Source organism: Actinoplanes sp. NPDC026670, from assembly GCF_040638175.1.
In the GTDB taxonomy this organism is placed as follows: Bacteria; Actinomycetota; Actinomycetes; order Mycobacteriales; family Micromonosporaceae; genus Actinoplanes.
This window is the reverse complement of sequence record NZ_JBEZXU010000004.1, coordinates 206133-222197: the sequence shown is the minus strand read 5'-3', so window position 1 is coordinate 222197 and position 16065 is coordinate 206133. Positions and strand designations below refer to the sequence as shown.

At 68.8% G+C, this 16065-nt stretch carries 14 protein-coding genes, 1 tRNA gene and 1 pseudogene; 11 read left to right on the top strand and 5 right to left on the bottom strand.

The window, feature by feature from the left end; translation table 11 throughout:
- Positions 1–34 precede the first annotated feature (34 nt).
- The gene (locus tag AB0E94_RS06095; protein ID WP_360323124.1) at positions 35–1177 is read left to right on the top strand and encodes an ArsA family ATPase; all 1143 of its coding nucleotides are present in this window, start codon (positions 35–37) and stop codon (positions 1175–1177) included.
- Between the two features lie 36 nt (positions 1178–1213).
- On the opposite strand, the gene AB0E94_RS06090 is transcribed toward AB0E94_RS06095, so the two are convergent.
- On the bottom strand, positions 1214–1516 hold the full coding sequence (locus tag AB0E94_RS06090; protein ID WP_041832981.1) for a WhiB family transcriptional regulator: 303 nt from the start codon (positions 1514–1516) through the stop codon (positions 1214–1216).
- 307 nt (positions 1517–1823) lie between these two features.
- Here AB0E94_RS06090 and AB0E94_RS06085 point away from each other — a divergent pair, with 307 nt between their 5' ends.
- On the top strand, positions 1824–4244 hold the full coding sequence (locus AB0E94_RS06085; protein WP_360323122.1) for a transglycosylase domain-containing protein: 2421 nt from the start codon (positions 1824–1826) through the stop codon (positions 4242–4244).
- A 68-nt stretch (positions 4245–4312) separates the two neighbouring features.
- Here the strand turns inward: AB0E94_RS06085 and AB0E94_RS06080 are convergent, their stop codons facing one another.
- Positions 4313–4765: a GatB/YqeY domain-containing protein gene (locus AB0E94_RS06080; RefSeq protein ID WP_360323120.1), complete on the bottom strand. Its 453-nt coding sequence runs from the start codon at positions 4763–4765 to the stop codon at positions 4313–4315.
- Positions 4766–4789: 24 nt separating this feature from the next.
- Here AB0E94_RS06080 and AB0E94_RS06075 point away from each other — a divergent pair, with 24 nt between their 5' ends.
- Together AB0E94_RS06075 and AB0E94_RS06070 are read left to right on the top strand one after the other, a co-directional pair.
- Positions 4790–5683, top strand: a complete 894-nt coding sequence (locus tag AB0E94_RS06075; RefSeq protein WP_360323118.1) for a metallophosphoesterase — start codon at positions 4790–4792, stop codon at positions 5681–5683.
- Positions 5684–5757: 74 nt separating this feature from the next.
- Positions 5758–5834: transfer RNA gene (locus AB0E94_RS06070), tRNA-Pro, on the top strand.
- A gap of 56 nt (positions 5835–5890) precedes the next feature.
- Here the strand turns inward: AB0E94_RS06070 and AB0E94_RS06065 are convergent.
- Complete coding sequence (locus AB0E94_RS06065) at positions 5891–6160, bottom strand: hypothetical protein (RefSeq protein ID WP_360323116.1); 270 nt, start codon at positions 6158–6160, stop codon at positions 5891–5893.
- Between the two features lie 177 nt (positions 6161–6337).
- Between AB0E94_RS06065 and pyrE the strand changes: the two genes are divergently transcribed.
- Complete coding sequence (pyrE, locus tag AB0E94_RS06060; RefSeq protein WP_093619391.1) at positions 6338–6865, top strand: orotate phosphoribosyltransferase; 528 nt, start codon at positions 6338–6340, stop codon at positions 6863–6865.
- Positions 6866–7224: 359 nt separating this feature from the next.
- On the opposite strand, the gene AB0E94_RS06055 is transcribed toward pyrE, so the two are convergent.
- Positions 7225–8289, bottom strand: a complete 1065-nt coding sequence (locus AB0E94_RS06055) for an aspartate-semialdehyde dehydrogenase (RefSeq protein ID WP_360323114.1) — start codon at positions 8287–8289, stop codon at positions 7225–7227.
- An 8-nt stretch (positions 8290–8297) separates the two neighbouring features.
- Positions 8298–9563, bottom strand: coding sequence for an aspartate kinase (locus tag AB0E94_RS06050; protein ID WP_360323112.1), 1266 nt, complete (start codon positions 9561–9563; stop codon positions 8298–8300).
- Between the two features lie 187 nt (positions 9564–9750).
- Between AB0E94_RS06050 and AB0E94_RS06045 the strand changes: the two genes are divergently transcribed.
- The 6 genes and pseudogenes from AB0E94_RS06045 to AB0E94_RS06020 all read left to right on the top strand — a co-directional run bounded on the left by AB0E94_RS06045 (position 9751) and on the right by AB0E94_RS06020 (position 16033).
- The gene (locus tag AB0E94_RS06045) at positions 9751–10518 is read left to right on the top strand and encodes a hypothetical protein (RefSeq protein WP_360323110.1); all 768 of its coding nucleotides are present in this window, start codon (positions 9751–9753) and stop codon (positions 10516–10518) included.
- Between the two features lie 184 nt (positions 10519–10702).
- Positions 10703–12424, top strand: coding sequence for a 2-isopropylmalate synthase (leuA, locus tag AB0E94_RS06040; protein WP_360323108.1), 1722 nt, complete (start codon positions 10703–10705; stop codon positions 12422–12424).
- Positions 12425–12494: 70 nt separating this feature from the next.
- Entirely contained in the window at positions 12495–13085 is a 591-nt protein-coding gene (locus AB0E94_RS06035) for an HNH endonuclease family protein (protein ID WP_360323260.1), read from the top strand.
- A 2-nt stretch (positions 13086–13087) separates the two neighbouring features.
- Positions 13088–13333, top strand: a pseudogene (locus tag AB0E94_RS06030) (hypothetical protein); the annotation flags it as partial.
- Positions 13334–13368: 35 nt separating this feature from the next.
- On the top strand, positions 13369–14451 hold the full coding sequence (locus AB0E94_RS06025) for a calcium-binding protein (RefSeq protein ID WP_360323106.1): 1083 nt from the start codon (positions 13369–13371) through the stop codon (positions 14449–14451).
- Positions 14452–14482: 31 nt separating this feature from the next.
- On the top strand, positions 14483–16033 hold the full coding sequence (locus AB0E94_RS06020) for a beta-N-acetylhexosaminidase (protein WP_360323104.1): 1551 nt from the start codon (positions 14483–14485) through the stop codon (positions 16031–16033).
- Positions 16034–16065: the final 32 nt, after the last annotated feature.

The window sequence follows — 16065 nt, the reverse complement described above, 5'->3', positions numbered from 1 at the left end:
CGGCCGGCGTCCGATCAAGACGCACTACGCTGAAATGGTGGCTGAATTGACGGCTCCACGGCTCGACGTCGACGGTCTGCTGGCCGACCCGTCCATCCGCATCGTGGTCTGCTGCGGGGCCGGCGGAGTGGGCAAGACAACCACGGCCGCGGCTCTCGGCCTGCGGGCCGCCGAGGTGCACGGCCGCCGCACGGTGGTGCTCACCATCGACCCGGCCAAGCGGCTCGCCCAGTCGATGGGCCTGACCGAGCTGGACAACACACCCCGGCAGGTCAAGGGCATCGTCGCGGAGCGGGCCGGCGGCGAGCTGCACGCCATGATGCTGGACATGAAGCGCACCTTCGACGAGGTGGTCGAGCAGCACACCACCCCGAAACGCGCTCAGGAGATCTTCGCGAACCCGTTCTACCAGGCCATGAGCTCGACCTTCTCGGGCACGCAGGAGTACATGGCGATGGAGAAGCTGGGTCAGCTGCGGGCCGGCGACGAGTGGGACCTGATCGTGGTGGACACTCCGCCGTCCCGGTCGGCGCTGGACTTCCTGGACGCGCCGGCCCGGCTGTCCCGGTTCCTCGACGGCCGGATGCTGCGGATGCTGCTGGCACCCGCCCGGACCGGTGGGCGCAGCGTGTTCAGCCTGGTCACCGCGTCGTTCGGACTGTTCTCGAAGACCGTGCAGAAAATTCTCGGCGCGCAGCTGCTGACCGACCTGTCGGGCTTCGTCGCGGCGCTCGACTCGATGTTCGGCGGTTTCCGTCAACGGGCCGACCAGACGTACCGGATCCTGCAGGACCCGCAGACCGCGTTCCTGCTGGTCGCCGCGCCGGAGCGGGACGCCATCCGGGAGGCGGCGTATTTCGCGGAGCGTCTGGTGGCCGAGCGGATGCCACTGGCCGGCCTGGTGCTGAACCGGATGCACCACACCGACCTGGCCGGGCTGAGCGCCGCCGACAGCGAGGCCGCCGCCGACCGGCTGGACGAGCTGGGCGACCACCCGATGACCGCCGACGTGCTGCGGATCCACGCCGCGCTGCTGCGCCAGGCCGAGCGGGAGGCGGCGGTCGCGACCGGGTTCACCGGGGCGTTCCCGGCCGTGCCGACGACGTCGGTCACAGCACAGCCCGCCGACGTCCACGACGTCGACGGGCTGCGAACGATCGGAGCGCTGCTCGCCTGACCGGCAGTTTCCCCGGCCAGGCGGAACCTCGCCTGATCAGCGGGTGGAGACGAGCACCTTGTCGGCGCCCTTCTCACGAAGTGCGGCCTCGAACATCTTCCGCCAGCTCGCCACATGCGGGTGACGGCGGAGCAGGGCTCGCCGTTCCCGTTCCGTCATGCCTCCCCAGACGCCGAACTCGATGCGGTTGTCCAGGGCGTCGGCGAGGCACTCGTAGCGGACCGGGCAGCTGCGGCAGATCCGCTTCGCCACGTTCTGCTCGGCGCCCTGCACGAACAACGCGTCAGGGTCGCCACTCTGACACGCCGCCATGCTGGGCCAGTCGCTGATCATCCCCACGGTAAACGTCCCCCCTTGTTTCACCCCCTGACGCCGGGCGGCCCCTGTTCCCCCGTGCCGCATCGGCGTCCGTGTCTCGCCGCACCATCATGCTCTGTAGTTGGGTGATTACGCAACGTTGTCCCTCAAATACGTATAGGCCGGTAGTTCCGGGCATACCGGCAAAGCGAGGGGGGCCGAACGGGGGTATCTTTGGTGCAGAAGCGGGAAAACGGTCCGCCGAGAAGGGTGACAGGTCACACTCGTATCGGGCGGAGTGGTGCTTCCGGACAGGCGGTCGCGTGCATGCTTCGCGTACCCTGCTCGGGTGACCTCCTGGTTTCGCAGACGCGATCACAACATCTTCACGAACGCGACCTCTCTACTGGTCTGCGGCCTGCTTGCGGGCGTAGTCGTGGCCGCCGCGGCGTTCCCCGCCGCGGCGATGACCGGGCTGGCGGCCAAGGCCGGCGGCCAGACGTTCGCGGGTCTGCCCAGTGAGCTCAAGGAATTCAGCTCCCCGCAGATCACCCGGGTCTACGCCTCGGACGGCAAGACCCAGATCGCGGTGTTCTACGACGAGTTCCGCAGCGACGTCCCGCTGAAGGACATCTCGAAGAACATGCAGGCCGCCATCCTGGCCGCGGAGGACCGCAAGTTCTACGAGCACAACGGCGTCGACCTCAAGGGCGTCGCGCGCGCGTTCGTCAGCAACAACCAGGGCGGCACACAGCAGGGCGCCTCGACCCTCACCATGCAGTACGTGCGGATGTCGCTGGCCTACTCGGCCACCAACCCGCAGGAGGTGATCGACGCCACCGAGGACAGCCCGAAGCGCAAGATCACCGAAATGAAGTACGCGCTGCAGATCTCGAAGCAGCTCTCCAAGGACCAGATCCTGGAGCGCTACCTCAACATCGCGCCGTTCGGTAACCAGACCTACGGCATCTTCGCCGCGAGTCACGTCTACTTCAACAAGAAGCCGAAGGACCTGACCGTCGCCGAGTCGGCCATGCTCGCCGGCATGGTGAAGGCGCCGTCCAGCTTCAACCCCACCACGCCGAGCGGTCACGAGCTGATCACCGACCGCCGCAACGTCTACATCATCCCGGCCATGGTCGAGATGGGCGCGGTCACCGCCGAGGAAGCCGAGAAGGCGAAGAAGGAGCCGGTCCCGACCAAGGTCAAGCAGGTCGGCCGGGGTTGCGCCTGGGTGGCGAAGAACAACTGGGGCTTCTTCTGCGACTTCTTCTACCGCTGGTGGCTGGAGCAGGAGTCGTTCGGCGCGACCAGCTACGACCGGGAGCGGCGGCTCAAGAGCGGCGGCTACCGGGTGGTCACCACCCTCGACCTCAAGGGCCAGGCAGGCGCCCGCCGGGAGATCTCCGAGCGCCAGTCCGACAACAGCCAGAACGCGCTGTTGCTGGCCGGCATCGAGCCGTCCACCGGCAAGGTGCGCCTGCTCGCCACGAACCGTAAGTTCAAGCTCGACGACCCGGATCACCCGCAGAACAAGATCTCGTCCGACCCGGCGAAGGCGAAGCTGAAGATCCGGGGTTCGGCCCCGAACACGACGAACCCGCTGATGAGCGGTGGTGGCGACATCGCCGGTTACCAGGCCGGCTCGGTGTTCAAGATCTTCCCGATCATCGCGGCCCTGGAGAACAACTATCCGCTGAGCTATCCCATCCTGGCCGAGAAGCAGTACGTCTCCGGCTATGTGGTGGGCCCCGGCCCGGCGACCTGTAACGGGCACTTCTACTGCCCGAAGAACGCCGGTGGCGGCGGCGGCAAGGTCTACAACATGTGGTCCGCGTTCGCAAACTCGATCAACACGTACTTCATCCCGCTCCAGGAGCGGGTCGGCGCGGCGAAGGTCATCGCGGTCGCCAAGCGGTTCGGCGTGCAGTTCCGGCAGCCGAAAGAGGCCGAGATGACCACCGAGAAGGGCGGCGCCAACCAGTTCGGCGCCTTCTCGCTGGGCGTCACCGCCTCCACCCCGCTCGACATGGCGAACGCGTACGCGACCCTCGCCGGCGACGGCAAGTACTGCTCGCCCACCCCGATCGAGCAGATCAGCACGCAGGACGGCCAGAAGATCGACGTCGGCAAGCCGTTCTGCAACCAGGCCACCACCAAGGACGTGGCGCGGGCCGCCCTGGACGCGGCACGGTGCCCGGTCGGTGACTCGGCCCAGCTCGGCTCCTGCGGCGGCGCCACCGCTCCGGACACCCGCGGCATCGTGGGCCACCCGGTCTTCGGCAAGTCCGGCACCACCGACGCCGAGAAGACCGCGTCGCTGATCGTCGGCACCACGAAGATCGTCGTGGCCGGCTACATGGCCAACCCGGACTGGCCGGACCACCGGGACCAGATGAAGCACGGCGTCATCAACCCCACCGTCCAGTACACCGTCAAGGAGTACATGGAGGGCAAGGAGAAGCAGCAGTTCAAGAAGCCGGGCAGCACCAAGATCGTGTTCGGTGAGCAGCGCTCCATCCCGAACGTGGAGTGCGACTCGGTCGGGTCGGCCACCAACCGCCTCGAGGACCTGGGCTTCCATGTCACGCGGGGCGCCGAGGTCGACTCCGACTGCCCGAAGGGCACCGTCGCCGGCACCGACCCGTCCGGCCGGACGATCAAGGGCGGCGCGGTGGTCCTGCAGATCAGCAACGGGAAACCGACGACGCCCACACCGGGCACCAGCGGCGGACCAGGCACACCAGGTGGGCCAGGCCGGCCCAACTAGCCACAGCACCGGAAACGGGCGGGAGATCGACTCTCCCGCCCGTTTTCCGTACCGCTAATGGGGTTTTGTCAGGCAAGCTGGCGCCGCACCTCAGCGGCGACCCGACCGCCTTCCGCACGCCCGGCGACGGCCGCCTGAGCGGCCTTCATGGCCGGACCCATCTGCGCCTTGCCGCTGAATCCGCCGGCTGTCAGCGCCTGCGTCACGATCTCGGCGATCTCCGCATCGGTGAGCTGCTTCGGCAGGTAGCGGTCGAGGACCTCGCCCTCGGCCGTCTCCTTCGCCGCCTGGTCGGCCCGCCCCGCCCCGGCGAACGCCGTCGCCGCCTCGCGGCGCTTCTTCGCCTCCTTGGTCAGAACGGCCAGCACCTCGTCGTCGGACAGCTCACGGGCCTCGTCGCCGGCGACCTCGGCGGTCCGGACGGCGGACAGGGCCATCCGCAGTGTCGACGTGATCAGCTCGTCCCGGGCCTTCATGGCCGTGTGCAGGTCCTCGTTCAGGCGGTCTTTCAGCGTTCCCATGGCGGAGAAACTACCCTTGCGGGCATGCGTAAGCGCTCCCTTATTTCGGCCTTCGCCGCTCTGTCCGCCGTCGGCGCCGCGACGCTGGCCTACGCGGCCCTCGTCGAGCGCAACATGTTCACCCTCCGGCGCTTCGACGTCCCGGTGCTCGAACCGGACGCGGAGCCGCTGCGCATCCTGCACATCTCGGACCTGCACATGATGCCTGACCAGCGGCGCAAGCAGGATTGGGTGGCCGGGCTGGGCGGCACCGACCCGGATCTGGTGATCGTCACCGGCGACAACATGTCCGACCCGGAGTCGGTCCCCGGCGTGCTGCGCGCCCTCGACCCGTTGCTGCCGGTGCCCGGCGCGTTCGTGTTCGGCTCCAACGACTACCGCGGCCCGGTCTGGAAGAACCCGCTGCAATATCTGATGCCCGACCGGGAGTATGTGCAGGGCGTCGACCTGCCCACCGACGAGCTGCGCGCCGCCCTGGTCGACGCCGGCTGGGCGGATCTGAACAATGCGCGGACCGTCCTGAAAGCCGGCGGCCGCTCGATCGAGCTGGCCGGCGTCGACGATCCGCACATCGAGCGCGACGACTACCCGTCGGTGGCCGGCCCGATCAGCGCCGGCGCCGACCTGCACCTCGGCGTCACGCACACCCCCGCCGCCCGGGTCCTGGACGCGATGGCCGCCGACGGCTTCGCCCTCCTGCTGGCCGGCCACACACACGGCGGTCAGGTGTGCGTGCCGGGCGTGGGCGCCCTCACCACCAACTGCGACCTGCCCACCTCGATGGCGAAGGGCCTGCACCGTTGGCCCGGCTCGGACGCCTGGCTGCACGTCTCGGCCGGTCTCGGCACCCACCCGACCGCGCCGATCCGCTTCGCCTGCCGTCCGGAGGCTTCCCTGCTCACCCTGATTCCTCGCTGACCTGCGGTTTTGCTGTTCGGGGATACCGGTTGTGGAGGCCCCCGGGGCCTCCGCTAGTATTTATCTCGCAGCAGCGGGGTGTGGCGCAGCTTGGTAGCGCGCTTCGTTCGGGACGAAGAGGCCGTGGGTTCAAATCCCGCCACCCCGACCAGCAGTTGCACGAAAGGCCCGGCATCTCGGATGCCGGGCCTTTCACATCCACGCCCCCTACAGGGCCATCTGCGGTCCCACCGTCCGCGGAACCATCTGCTGCGGCACCGCGTACGGGCCGATCATCGACTCGACGACGGGGGCGATGGAGGGGCGCTCGTTGAGTTGCATGAGCCGGGTGGCGCGGGCCAGGGAGCCGGTCTCGCCGTCGCGGAAGCCCTCGCGATAGCCGCGTTCGTACCGCTCACCACGGCCCAGGGCACGGCCGAGGGCGAAGCATGACGATCCGGCGAGGGCGAGCAGGAAGAGCATCGCGAAGGGCGTCACAGAACTATCCTTCCAGAGCACAAGCCACTAAGTAGGCGAAAATTACCCTAAACAGGTCATAGTGTGCCTTAGTGTGGAGATCAAGTACGCCAACGAGTGACCGTTCTGCGGCCTTTCCGAGATCGAGTCCAGGGGTGCCGTCGGGTGCGCCCAGCCCACCTGACAAGCTGAGACCTTGTGACTGACTCCATCGACCTCGCCCGTCAGGTCCGCAGCGTGAGCCGCCTCACCGGTGAATTCACGCTCCGCTCCGGCCGCACCGCCACCGAATACTTCGACAAGTACCAGTTCGAGGCCGACCCGGTCCTGCTCGACCAGCTCGCCGAACGCCTCGCCGTCCTCATCCCCGAGGGCACCGAGGTCCTCGCCGGCCTGGAGATGGGCGGCATCGCCGTGGTCACCGCGCTGGCCCGGCACGCGAAGCTCCCCACCGCATTCGTCCGCAAGCAGGCCAAGCAGTACGGCACCGCCCGCCTGGCTGAAGGCGCCGAGGTGGCCGGCCGTCGCGTCCTGATCGTCGAGGACGTCGTCACCTCCGGCGGCCAGGTCGTCCTCTCCACCAACGACCTGCGCAAACTCGGCGCCCACGTGGACCACGCCCTGTGCGTCATCGACCGCCAGGAGGGCGGCGCTCAGGCCCTCGCCGCCGAAGGCATCACGCTGCGCGCTCTCCTGACCCGAGCCGAACTCGACGCCGCCGCCTGACCCCCACCCAGCTACGACGCGACGTCCGTCACGGGGGCCGGCCGATACGCGACAGCCGACGGCCACCCGGCTACGTGGCAACCTGCGGCTCGATTCAGACCACAGCTCACCACGCGGCAGCCAGCAACCGGCAGCGTGGTGAGTTGCGGCTCGATTCGCGCCGCAACTCACCACACTGCGCGTGGGGCGGTGACCAACGGCGCTGGCCCGGCGCTCGCCTTTCGGTCTGGAACAGCGGAGACGTCGCGTCGTAGCTCGGGTACGGGATGGTCTGACGGGGCCGGCCGACTCGTACCAGAAAGGCGTGGCAGACCGGAAAGGCACGCCTATCAGGCCGTGGCCGGAGACCGGAAGGGCCGTCAGGCGGTTCGCTTGGCGATTTCGGCGGCGATGAGTTCGGCGATCTGAACCGTGTTCAGGGCTGCGCCCTTTCGCATGTTGTCGCCGGTTATGAAGAGCGACAGGGCGCGTGGGTCGTCCATGGCCCGGCGGATGCGGCCCACCCAGGACGGGTCGGTGCCGACGGCGTCGATGGGCATGGGGAACTCGCCGGCCTCCGGATCGTCGACGAGGATGACGCCCGGGGCGTTGCGCAGGACCTGGCGGGCCCCGGCCGCGGTCACCTCGGAGGCGAAGACGGCGTGTACGGCCACCGAGTGGCCGGTGACGACCGGGACCCGGACGCAGGTGGCGGAGACCTTCAGGGCCGGCAGGGCGAGGATCTTGCGGGATTCGTTGCGGAGTTTCAGCTCCTCGGAGGACCAGCCGTTGTCGGCGAAGTCGCCGGACCAGGGGACCACGTTGAGCGCCAGCGGGGCCGGGAAGGGGCCGAGGTCGTCGCCGACGGCCTGGCGCACGTTTCCGGGGCGGGAGCCGAGCAGGCGGTCGCCGGCCACCTTGGTCAGCTGGTCGTGCAGGGTGTCGACGCCGATCTGGCCGGCGCCCGACGCGGACTGGTAGGAGGCCAGGACGAGTTCGCGCAGGCCGTACTCGTAGTGCAGCGGCGCCACCGCGATGATCATGGCGGCGACCGTGCAGTTGGCGCTCGACACGATGCCGGCTGGGCGGTGTGCGGCGTCCTCGCGGTTGACCTCGGGCACAACCAGGGGCACGTCGGGGCGCATCCGGAAGGCCGACGAATTGTCGACGACGACCGTGCCGCGGGCGACCGCGGTCGGCGCCCACTGCTCGGAGACCGCATCGGGGACGTCAAACATCGCCACGTCGACACCGTCGAAGGAGTCGGCGGTCAGCTCGCGGACCTCCAGGCGCTCGCCGCGGCAGGTCAGCGACTTACCGGCGGAGCGGGCCGAGGCGAGCAGCCTGATCTCGCCCCAGACGTTGCGCCGGGACGAGAGCAATTCGAGCATGACGGTACCGACGGAGCCGGTGGCTCCGACGACGGCGAGCGTGGGCTGCGCCATCGCCCGGGTTACCGGCCGGTACCGCCGTAGACGACGGCTTCCTCGTTACTGCCGAGCTCGAACGCGGCGTGCACGGCACGGACCGCGGTGTCGAGGTCGGTGTCACGGCAGACGACCGAGACCCGGATCTCCGAGGTGGAGATCATCTCGATGTTGACGCCGGCGGCGCCGATGGTGGCGAAGAACTCGGCGGCGACACCCGGGTGCGAGCGCATGCCCGCGCCGACCAGGGAGACCTTGCCGATGTGGTCGTCGAAGAGCAGGCTCTTGAACTTGACCTGGCCCTTGATCTTGTCGAGCGCGTTCATCGCGGTCTGGCCGTCGGCCTTCGGCAGGGTGAACGAGATGTCGGTGCGGCCGGTGCCCTCGGTCGACACGTTCTGCACGATCATGTCGATGTTGATCTCGGCCTTGGCGACCGTCTCGAAGATGCGGCCGGCCGCGCCGGGCTCGTCGGGCACGCCGACGATCGTGATCTTGGCATCGCTGCGCTCGTGCGCGACCCCGGTGATCAGTGCGTTCTCCACGTCAGGGTCCTCCATCGAGCCGGTGACTAGCGTGCCTTCTTTGTTCGAGTACGAAGAGCGTACGTGGATCGGCACATTGAACCGCCGCGCGTACTCCACGCATCGCAACATCAGCACCTTCGCCCCGCCGGCGGCGAGGTCGAGCATCTCCTCGTAGGTGATCTTCTTGATGTGCTTGGCGTCGGGCACGATCCGCGGGTCGGCGGTGAAGACGCCGTCCACATCGGTGTAGATCTCGCAGACGTCCGCGTGCAGCGCGGCGGCCAGGGCGACCGCCGTGGTGTCCGAGCCGCCGCGGCCGAGCGTCGTGATGTCCTTGGTGTCCTGCGACACGCCCTGGAAGCCGGCGACGATGGCGATGGCGCCCTCGTCCAGCGCGGTCCGCAGGCGGCCGGGGGTGACGTCGATGATCCGGGCCTTGCCGTGCACCGAGGTGGTGAGCACGCCGGCCTGGGAGCCGGTGTAGGACCGCGCCTCATACCCCAGGTTGTGGATCGCCATGGCGAGCAACGCCATCGAGATCCGCTCGCCGGCGGTGAGCAGCATGTCCAGCTCGCGGCCGGGTGGCAGCGGGCTCACCTGGTTGGCCAGATCGAGCAGCTCATCAGTGGTGTCGCCCATCGCCGAGACGACGACCACGACGTCGTCGCCGGCTTTCCGGGCGGCGACGATGCGCTCGGCCACCCGCTTGATGCGTTCAGCGTTCGCTACCGACGAACCACCGTACTTCTGCACCACTAGAGCCACGGCGAAACCATTCCTTCGGCGATACGGAACAACGACGCCGGTCAGGGCAGTCGCCACCACACTAGCCGCGCATCGGCACGCCCTCGACAGGCGATCCCAGAATCCGGCCATCGTCACGCGCGACACGCCGGTGACTCACAGGCTTGCGTGTCACGGGCGGCGCGCCGAGTGGGGCGAGAATGTCGCGATGCGCCTTCCCTCCGCGTTGCCCGTCGCGCTGCTGACGGCCGGTCTGGCCGGGTGCGGGGTCAGTGACGCCACGCCGGAGCCCGCTCCCGGCACACCCTCCGTCTCGGCTTCCGCCGCCGAGGCGCCCGAGGCCCGGAGCGCGTTCGCCGGCCTGGCCGCGCTCGCTCTGGACCGCCGGTACGCCGCGCTCTACACCCTGGAGTCGGGCGGCTCCAGCCGGGAGATCGTGGCCGCGGTGGCCGACGACGGCACGTGGCGGGTCGACATCCCGGCGGGCGCGCTGGGCGGCACCGCGGGCGTGACGATCATCAGGGTGCCGGCCGGTCTCTACCAGTGCACTCTGAGCACTCCGAGCGCGCCGGTCAGCCCGACGTGCATCCGGGTGGCCGAGAAGGGCGACAAAGTGCCCCGCCGGTATGACCCCCGCGTCCAGCGCCTGTTCCGGCAGTGGCTGCCGGTCTTCACCGACCGCAAGGCGCCGCTGGCGGTCTCCCCGGTGCAGCAGCTGGCCGGTGTGGACGGCGCCTGTTACGCGGTCGACTCGGTGACCGCGGCCCTGGACCAGCCGGTCGACGTCGGCATCTACTGCTACTCCGCGGACGGCCTGCTGACCGGCGCGCGGGTCGATTTCGGCCTGCTCAAGCTGGTCCGTTCGGTGGCCGGGCCGAAGTCGGTGCAGCTGCCCGGCCCGGAGGTGGCGGGCGAGCCGATGGGGCAGAACGCGCCGGCCCCGGCACCCGAGCCGAGTCTGGTCGCCCCGTCCTGAGTGTTCCCACGATCCGGGCGTTCGGTTAGCTGATCCGATTTCGATGACGTAACGTGGCTTGCGACATGTGGCAGGTGACCCTTCTCCTTCGCTGCCGCGACGAGGCCCCATCCCAGGCCGGCACCTCGTCGCGGAGGTGACGCGCGCCGCCTGCTCGTCTTTCTCTTGACTGGAGCAGTCCCACATGTCCGTTTTTGACACTCAGCGTCCCAGCGCCATGCCTTTCCAGCGCTACGAGTCGTACCAGAAACAATTCGCCGTTGATCTGCCCGACCGTCAGTGGCCGGCCCGGGTGACCGAGAAGGCGCCCCGCTGGTGCGCGGTCGACCTGCGTGACGGCAACCAGGCCCTGATCGACCCGATGTCCCCGGAACGCAAGCGGCGGATGTTCATGCTGCTGGTGAAGATGGGCTACAAGGAGATCGAGGTCGGCTTCCCGGCGGCGAGCCAGACCGACTTCGATTTCGTACGGCAGCTGATCGAGCAGGACCTGATCCCGGACGACGTCACCATCCAGGTGCTGGTGCAGTGCCGTGAGCACCTGATCGACCGCACCTTCGAGTCGATCCGGGGCGCCAAGCGCGCCATCGTGCACTTCTACAACTCGACCTCGACGCTGCAGCGGCGTGTGGTGTTCGGCCTGGACAGGGACGGCATCACCGACATCGCGACGACCGGCGCGCGGCTCTGCCAGAAGTATGCCGAGATCCACACCCCGGACACCGAGATCTTCTACGAGTACTCGCCCGAGTCGTACACCGGCACCGAGCTGGAGTACGCGCTGGAGATCTGCTCGGCCGTGATCGACGTGATCGACCCGACCCCGGACCGGCCGCTGATCATCAACCTGCCGGCGACCGTCGAGATGGCCACGCCGAACGTGTACGCCGACTCGATCGAGTGGATGCACCGCAACCTGCCGCGGCGCGAGAGCGTCATCCTGAGCCTGCACCCGCACAACGACCGGGGCACCGGGGTGGCGGCCGCCGAGCTGGGCCTGCTGGCCGGCGCCGACCGGATCGAGGGCTGCCTGTTCGGCAACGGCGAGCGGACCGGCAACGTGGACCTGGTGACGCTGGGGCTGAACCTGTTCTCCCAGGGCATCGACCCGCAGGTGGACTTCTCGAACATCGACGAGATCAAGCGGACCGTCGAGTACTGCAACCAGCTGCCGGTGCACGAGCGTCACCCGTACGCGGGCGACCTGGTCTACACCGCGTTCTCCGGCTCCCACCAGGACGCGATCAAGAAGGGCTTCGTGGCGCTCCAGGCCGACGCCGACGCCGCGGGCACCGAGATCGACGAGTTCACCTGGGGTGTGCCGTACCTGCCGATCGACCCGAAGGACGTGGGCCGCACCTACGAGGCGGTCATCCGGGTCAACTCGCAGTCCGGTAAGGGCGGCGTGGCGTACATCATGAAGGAAGAGCACAAGCTGGACCTGCCGCGGCGGCTGCAGATCGAGTTCTCCGGGGTGGTGCAGCAGCACACCGACGAGGACGGCGGCGAGGTCTCCCCGCAGCAGATGTGGGACTTCTTCGCCAACGAGTACCTGGTCGAGCACCAGGTGGCGACCGCTTTCAAGCTGGAGAGCTACAGCACCGCCACGGTCGACGGCAAGGTGGAGATCGACGCGCAGGTGTTCCACCGCGGTGTGCGGCGGCCGCTGGTCGGGGTCGGTAACGGCCCGATCGACGCGTTCGTGCAGGCGATCGCCCCGCTGGGGATCACCGCCCGGGTACTCGACTACAACGAGCACGCGCTGACCTCCGGTGGGGACGCGCAGGCGGCGGCGTATGTCGAGGTGGAGGTCGGTGAGTTCACCGTCTGGGGGGTCGGCATCGACGCCAACATCGTCAGCGCGTCCATCAAAGCGGTGACGAGCGCGATCAACCGCGCCCGCTGATTGGCGCACTGCAAGATCCGGTACGAGACTGAGCTACGTGGCCCCACGTAGCTCAGTTCTCGCCCTGTTCATGACTCTCGTCGTCGCCTCCGGCTGTGAGGTGACGTCCGCCGGTGATCCCGGCACTCCGCCGAGTTCCGGTGGGGACGGAAGTGCCCTCGACACCCTGATCGTCGCCGCGTCCGGTTCGATGAAGGGCTACAGCCGGGAGAAGTTCCCGCACTGGCGTAGCGCCGGCGAGAACTGCGACGTCCGCGACACCGTGCTCAAACGTGACGGTGACCAGGTCAAGCTCTCCGGCTGCAACGTCGTCGACGGCATCTGGGACAGCTGGTACGACGGCAAGACGCTGGACGTGCCGACCCAGGTCGACATCGACCACATGGTTCCGCTCGCGGCCGCCTGGCGTTCCGGCGCCGACAAGTGGACCAACGACAAACGCGGCGACTTCGCCAACGACCTGGACCGGCCGCAACTGTTCGCCGTCTCCGCCTCCTCGAACCGGTCGAAGGGCGACCAGGACCCGTCCACCTGGAAGCCGCCGGCGAGGGACGCCTGGTGCACGTACGCCAAGGATTGGATTGAGGTGAAGAGCTACTGGAAACTGACTGTCACGCAGAAGGAGAAGGAAGCTCTCACCGACATGCTGGGGACCTGCTGATGAGCAAGACCACCGACATCGTTCCGGGGCCGGGCGGCGTGATGACCGACGAGGTGGGCGTCGTCACCGGCAATCTCACCTTGCGTACCGAGCTCTCCGAGGCCGGCGAGGCGGTGCTGTCCGTGCAGTACAAGGACGCCGAGGAGTGGTACGCGGTGACCGGCGGCCGGGTGAAGCTGACCGACCCGGCCGACCTGGACGCGGTGCACGCGATCGCCGTCGGCCTCCTCCACCGCCCGGACGGCTGATTGATCCTCATCTAGGCCTGTCGCAGGATGATCCGGTGTCACGTCCACGCTGGCGGCTCCACACCGCGCTCACCCTGACCACCATCGCCTCCACCGCGCTGATCGCCGCTCCGGCCGGCGCCGCCACGACCCGGGTCGCCTCGGTCGTGGAAGTCACGAAGGTGCAGTACAAGGCGGCCAACGGCAAGCAGAACTCGGTCCTGCTGACCCGCTCCGGCAACACGATCACGATCGACGACCGGGTCGCGATCACCGCCGGCAAGGGCTGCAAGGCGGTCAAGGGCGACAAGACCAAGGTCAGGTGTACGACCACGAAGGCGCCCACCCGGGTCCGCGTCTACACCTACGACCGCAACGACACCGTCGTCAACCGCACCGGCCTGGGGATGACGGCCAGCGGCGGCACCGGCAACGACAAGCTCTACGGCGGCCCGCGCTCCGACCTGCTCTACGGCGGCATCGGGGCGGACCAGTTGCACGGCAACGGCGGCAACGACGACCTGATCGGTGACGAGGGCAACGACCGGCTGTGGGCCGGCGACGGTGACGACACGCTCTTCGGGGACCGCGGCAACGACGCCCTGTCCGGCGGCAACGGTCATGACCGCCTGTTCGGCATGGACGGCAACGACCGCGAGTACGGCGGGCCCGGGGTGGACAACTTCCACCAGACCTACGACCCGGATCTGCCCGACGCCGACCTGTTCGTCGGCGGCCCCGACGAGGACGAGGTCGTCTACATCTCCCGCGAACGTGCGGTGGCCGCGGACAACGACGGCGTCAAGGGGGACGACGGGTCCCGCGGTGAGGGCGACACGATCAGCACCGACGTGGAGAACATCCAGGGCGGTGACGGCAACGACTGGCTGGCCGGCAACAGCGCCCGTAACGTCCTGTACGGGTCGCGGGGCGACGACACCCTGGTCGGCGGTGGCGGCGACGACGCCCTGATCGGCAACGAGGGCCGGGACCGGCTGTGGGGTGGCGCCGGCGACGACGGCCTCTACGGCGGGCCGGACGGTGGGACATCGGACCGTTTGGACGGCGGCGCCAACGGCACGACCGGTGACACCTGCGAGCGTGCGACGAACGATGTGCTGACCAACTGCGAGCTCTGATCGCTGGACCGATGTGGCTACGGTCGGGCGGGTGCGTGTCTCCCGTCTGGCCGTAGCCCTGGTCATGGCCCTGCCTCTGGTCACGGCGTCCACTTCGGCCGGTCCGTCCCCGGAGCGCACGCCGATCGCCCTGACCAGCGTCCTTCCGGCGGTGGCCGAGGCGACACCGGATCCGGGCGACGACTTCCGGATCACGTCGGGCACCACAATCACCGGGGACGCCGACATCGGCGGGCAGCTCGCCGCGATCCTGCGGCCGGCGACCGGTTTCGCCCTGCCGATCAGCACGGGACCGGCGGAGAACTCGATCCGGCTCGGGCGGGAGCCGGGGCACGGCGCGGAAGGTTATCGCCTGACCGTCCGCCGGGACGGCGTCGAGTTGCTGGCCACCGAACGGGCCGGCCTCTTCAACGGGGTGCAGACGCTACGTCAGCTGCTGCCGGCGGCGATCGAGGCGGACTCACCGCGGCGAGCAAAGTGGATCATTCCGGGTGGGACGATCAACGACCGGCCGCGGTACGCGTATCGGGGCACCATGCTCGACCTGGCCCGTCACTTCCACAGCCCGGGCGAGATCCGTACCCACATCGACCGGATCGCCCGCTTCAAGATCAACCACCTGCACCTGCATCTGAGTGACGACCAGGGCTGGCGCATCCAGATCGACGCGTGGCCGAGGCTGACCGAGGTGGGTGGCGCGCCGGGCACCGGGGTGGGTGGAGACGGCGGCGGTTTCCTCACCAAGCAGGACTACCGGGACCTGGTCCGCTACGCCGCCGACCGGAACGTCACGATCGTCCCGGAGATCGACATGCCCGGTCACGTGAACGCCGCCCAGACCGCGTATCCCGAGCTGACCTGTGACCGGGTGGCGCCGCGGCCGCGTACCGACATGCGGGTCGGCTACAGCACCCTCTGCGTGCGCGAGGAGATCACCTACCGGTTCGTCGAGGACGTCATTCGTGAACTGGCCGAGATGACACCCGGGCCGTACCTGCACATCGGCGGCGACGAGTCGTTCGCCACACCGCACGGCAGCTACCTGGCATTCCAGCGCCGGGTGCTGCCGCTCGTCGAGAAGTACGGCAAGATCCCCTACGGCTGGCACGAGATCGGCCAGTCACCGGCGGCCGCCCGATCGGTCCTGCAATTCTGGGGCCGGGAACGCAACCACCCGTCGGTCGCCACCGCGGTCGCCGCCGGCGCAAAACTGATCATGTCGCCGGCGAACCGCACCTACCTCGACATGGAGTACGACCGCCTCACCCCCGGCGGCCTCGACTGGGCCGGAGCGATCGAGGTGAGCACCGCCTACGGCTGGGATCCGGCGACCCTGCTGCCCGGCATCCCCGAGGCGAGCATCCTCGGCGTCGAGGCGCCCCTCTGGTCGGAGACGCTGCGCACCGAGGACGACATCGAATTCCTGGCTTTCCCCCGCCTGGTCGCCATCGCCGAGATCGGCTGGTCACCGCGGGCCACCCACGACTGGCCCTCGTTCCGGGCCCGCCTGGGCGCCTACGGCCCGAGATGGGTCCGCGACGGTCTACGTTTCCATCGATCTCCAGAGATCCCCTGGTCATAACCCCTTGTTCGGTACGCCGTGGGCCGCACCGG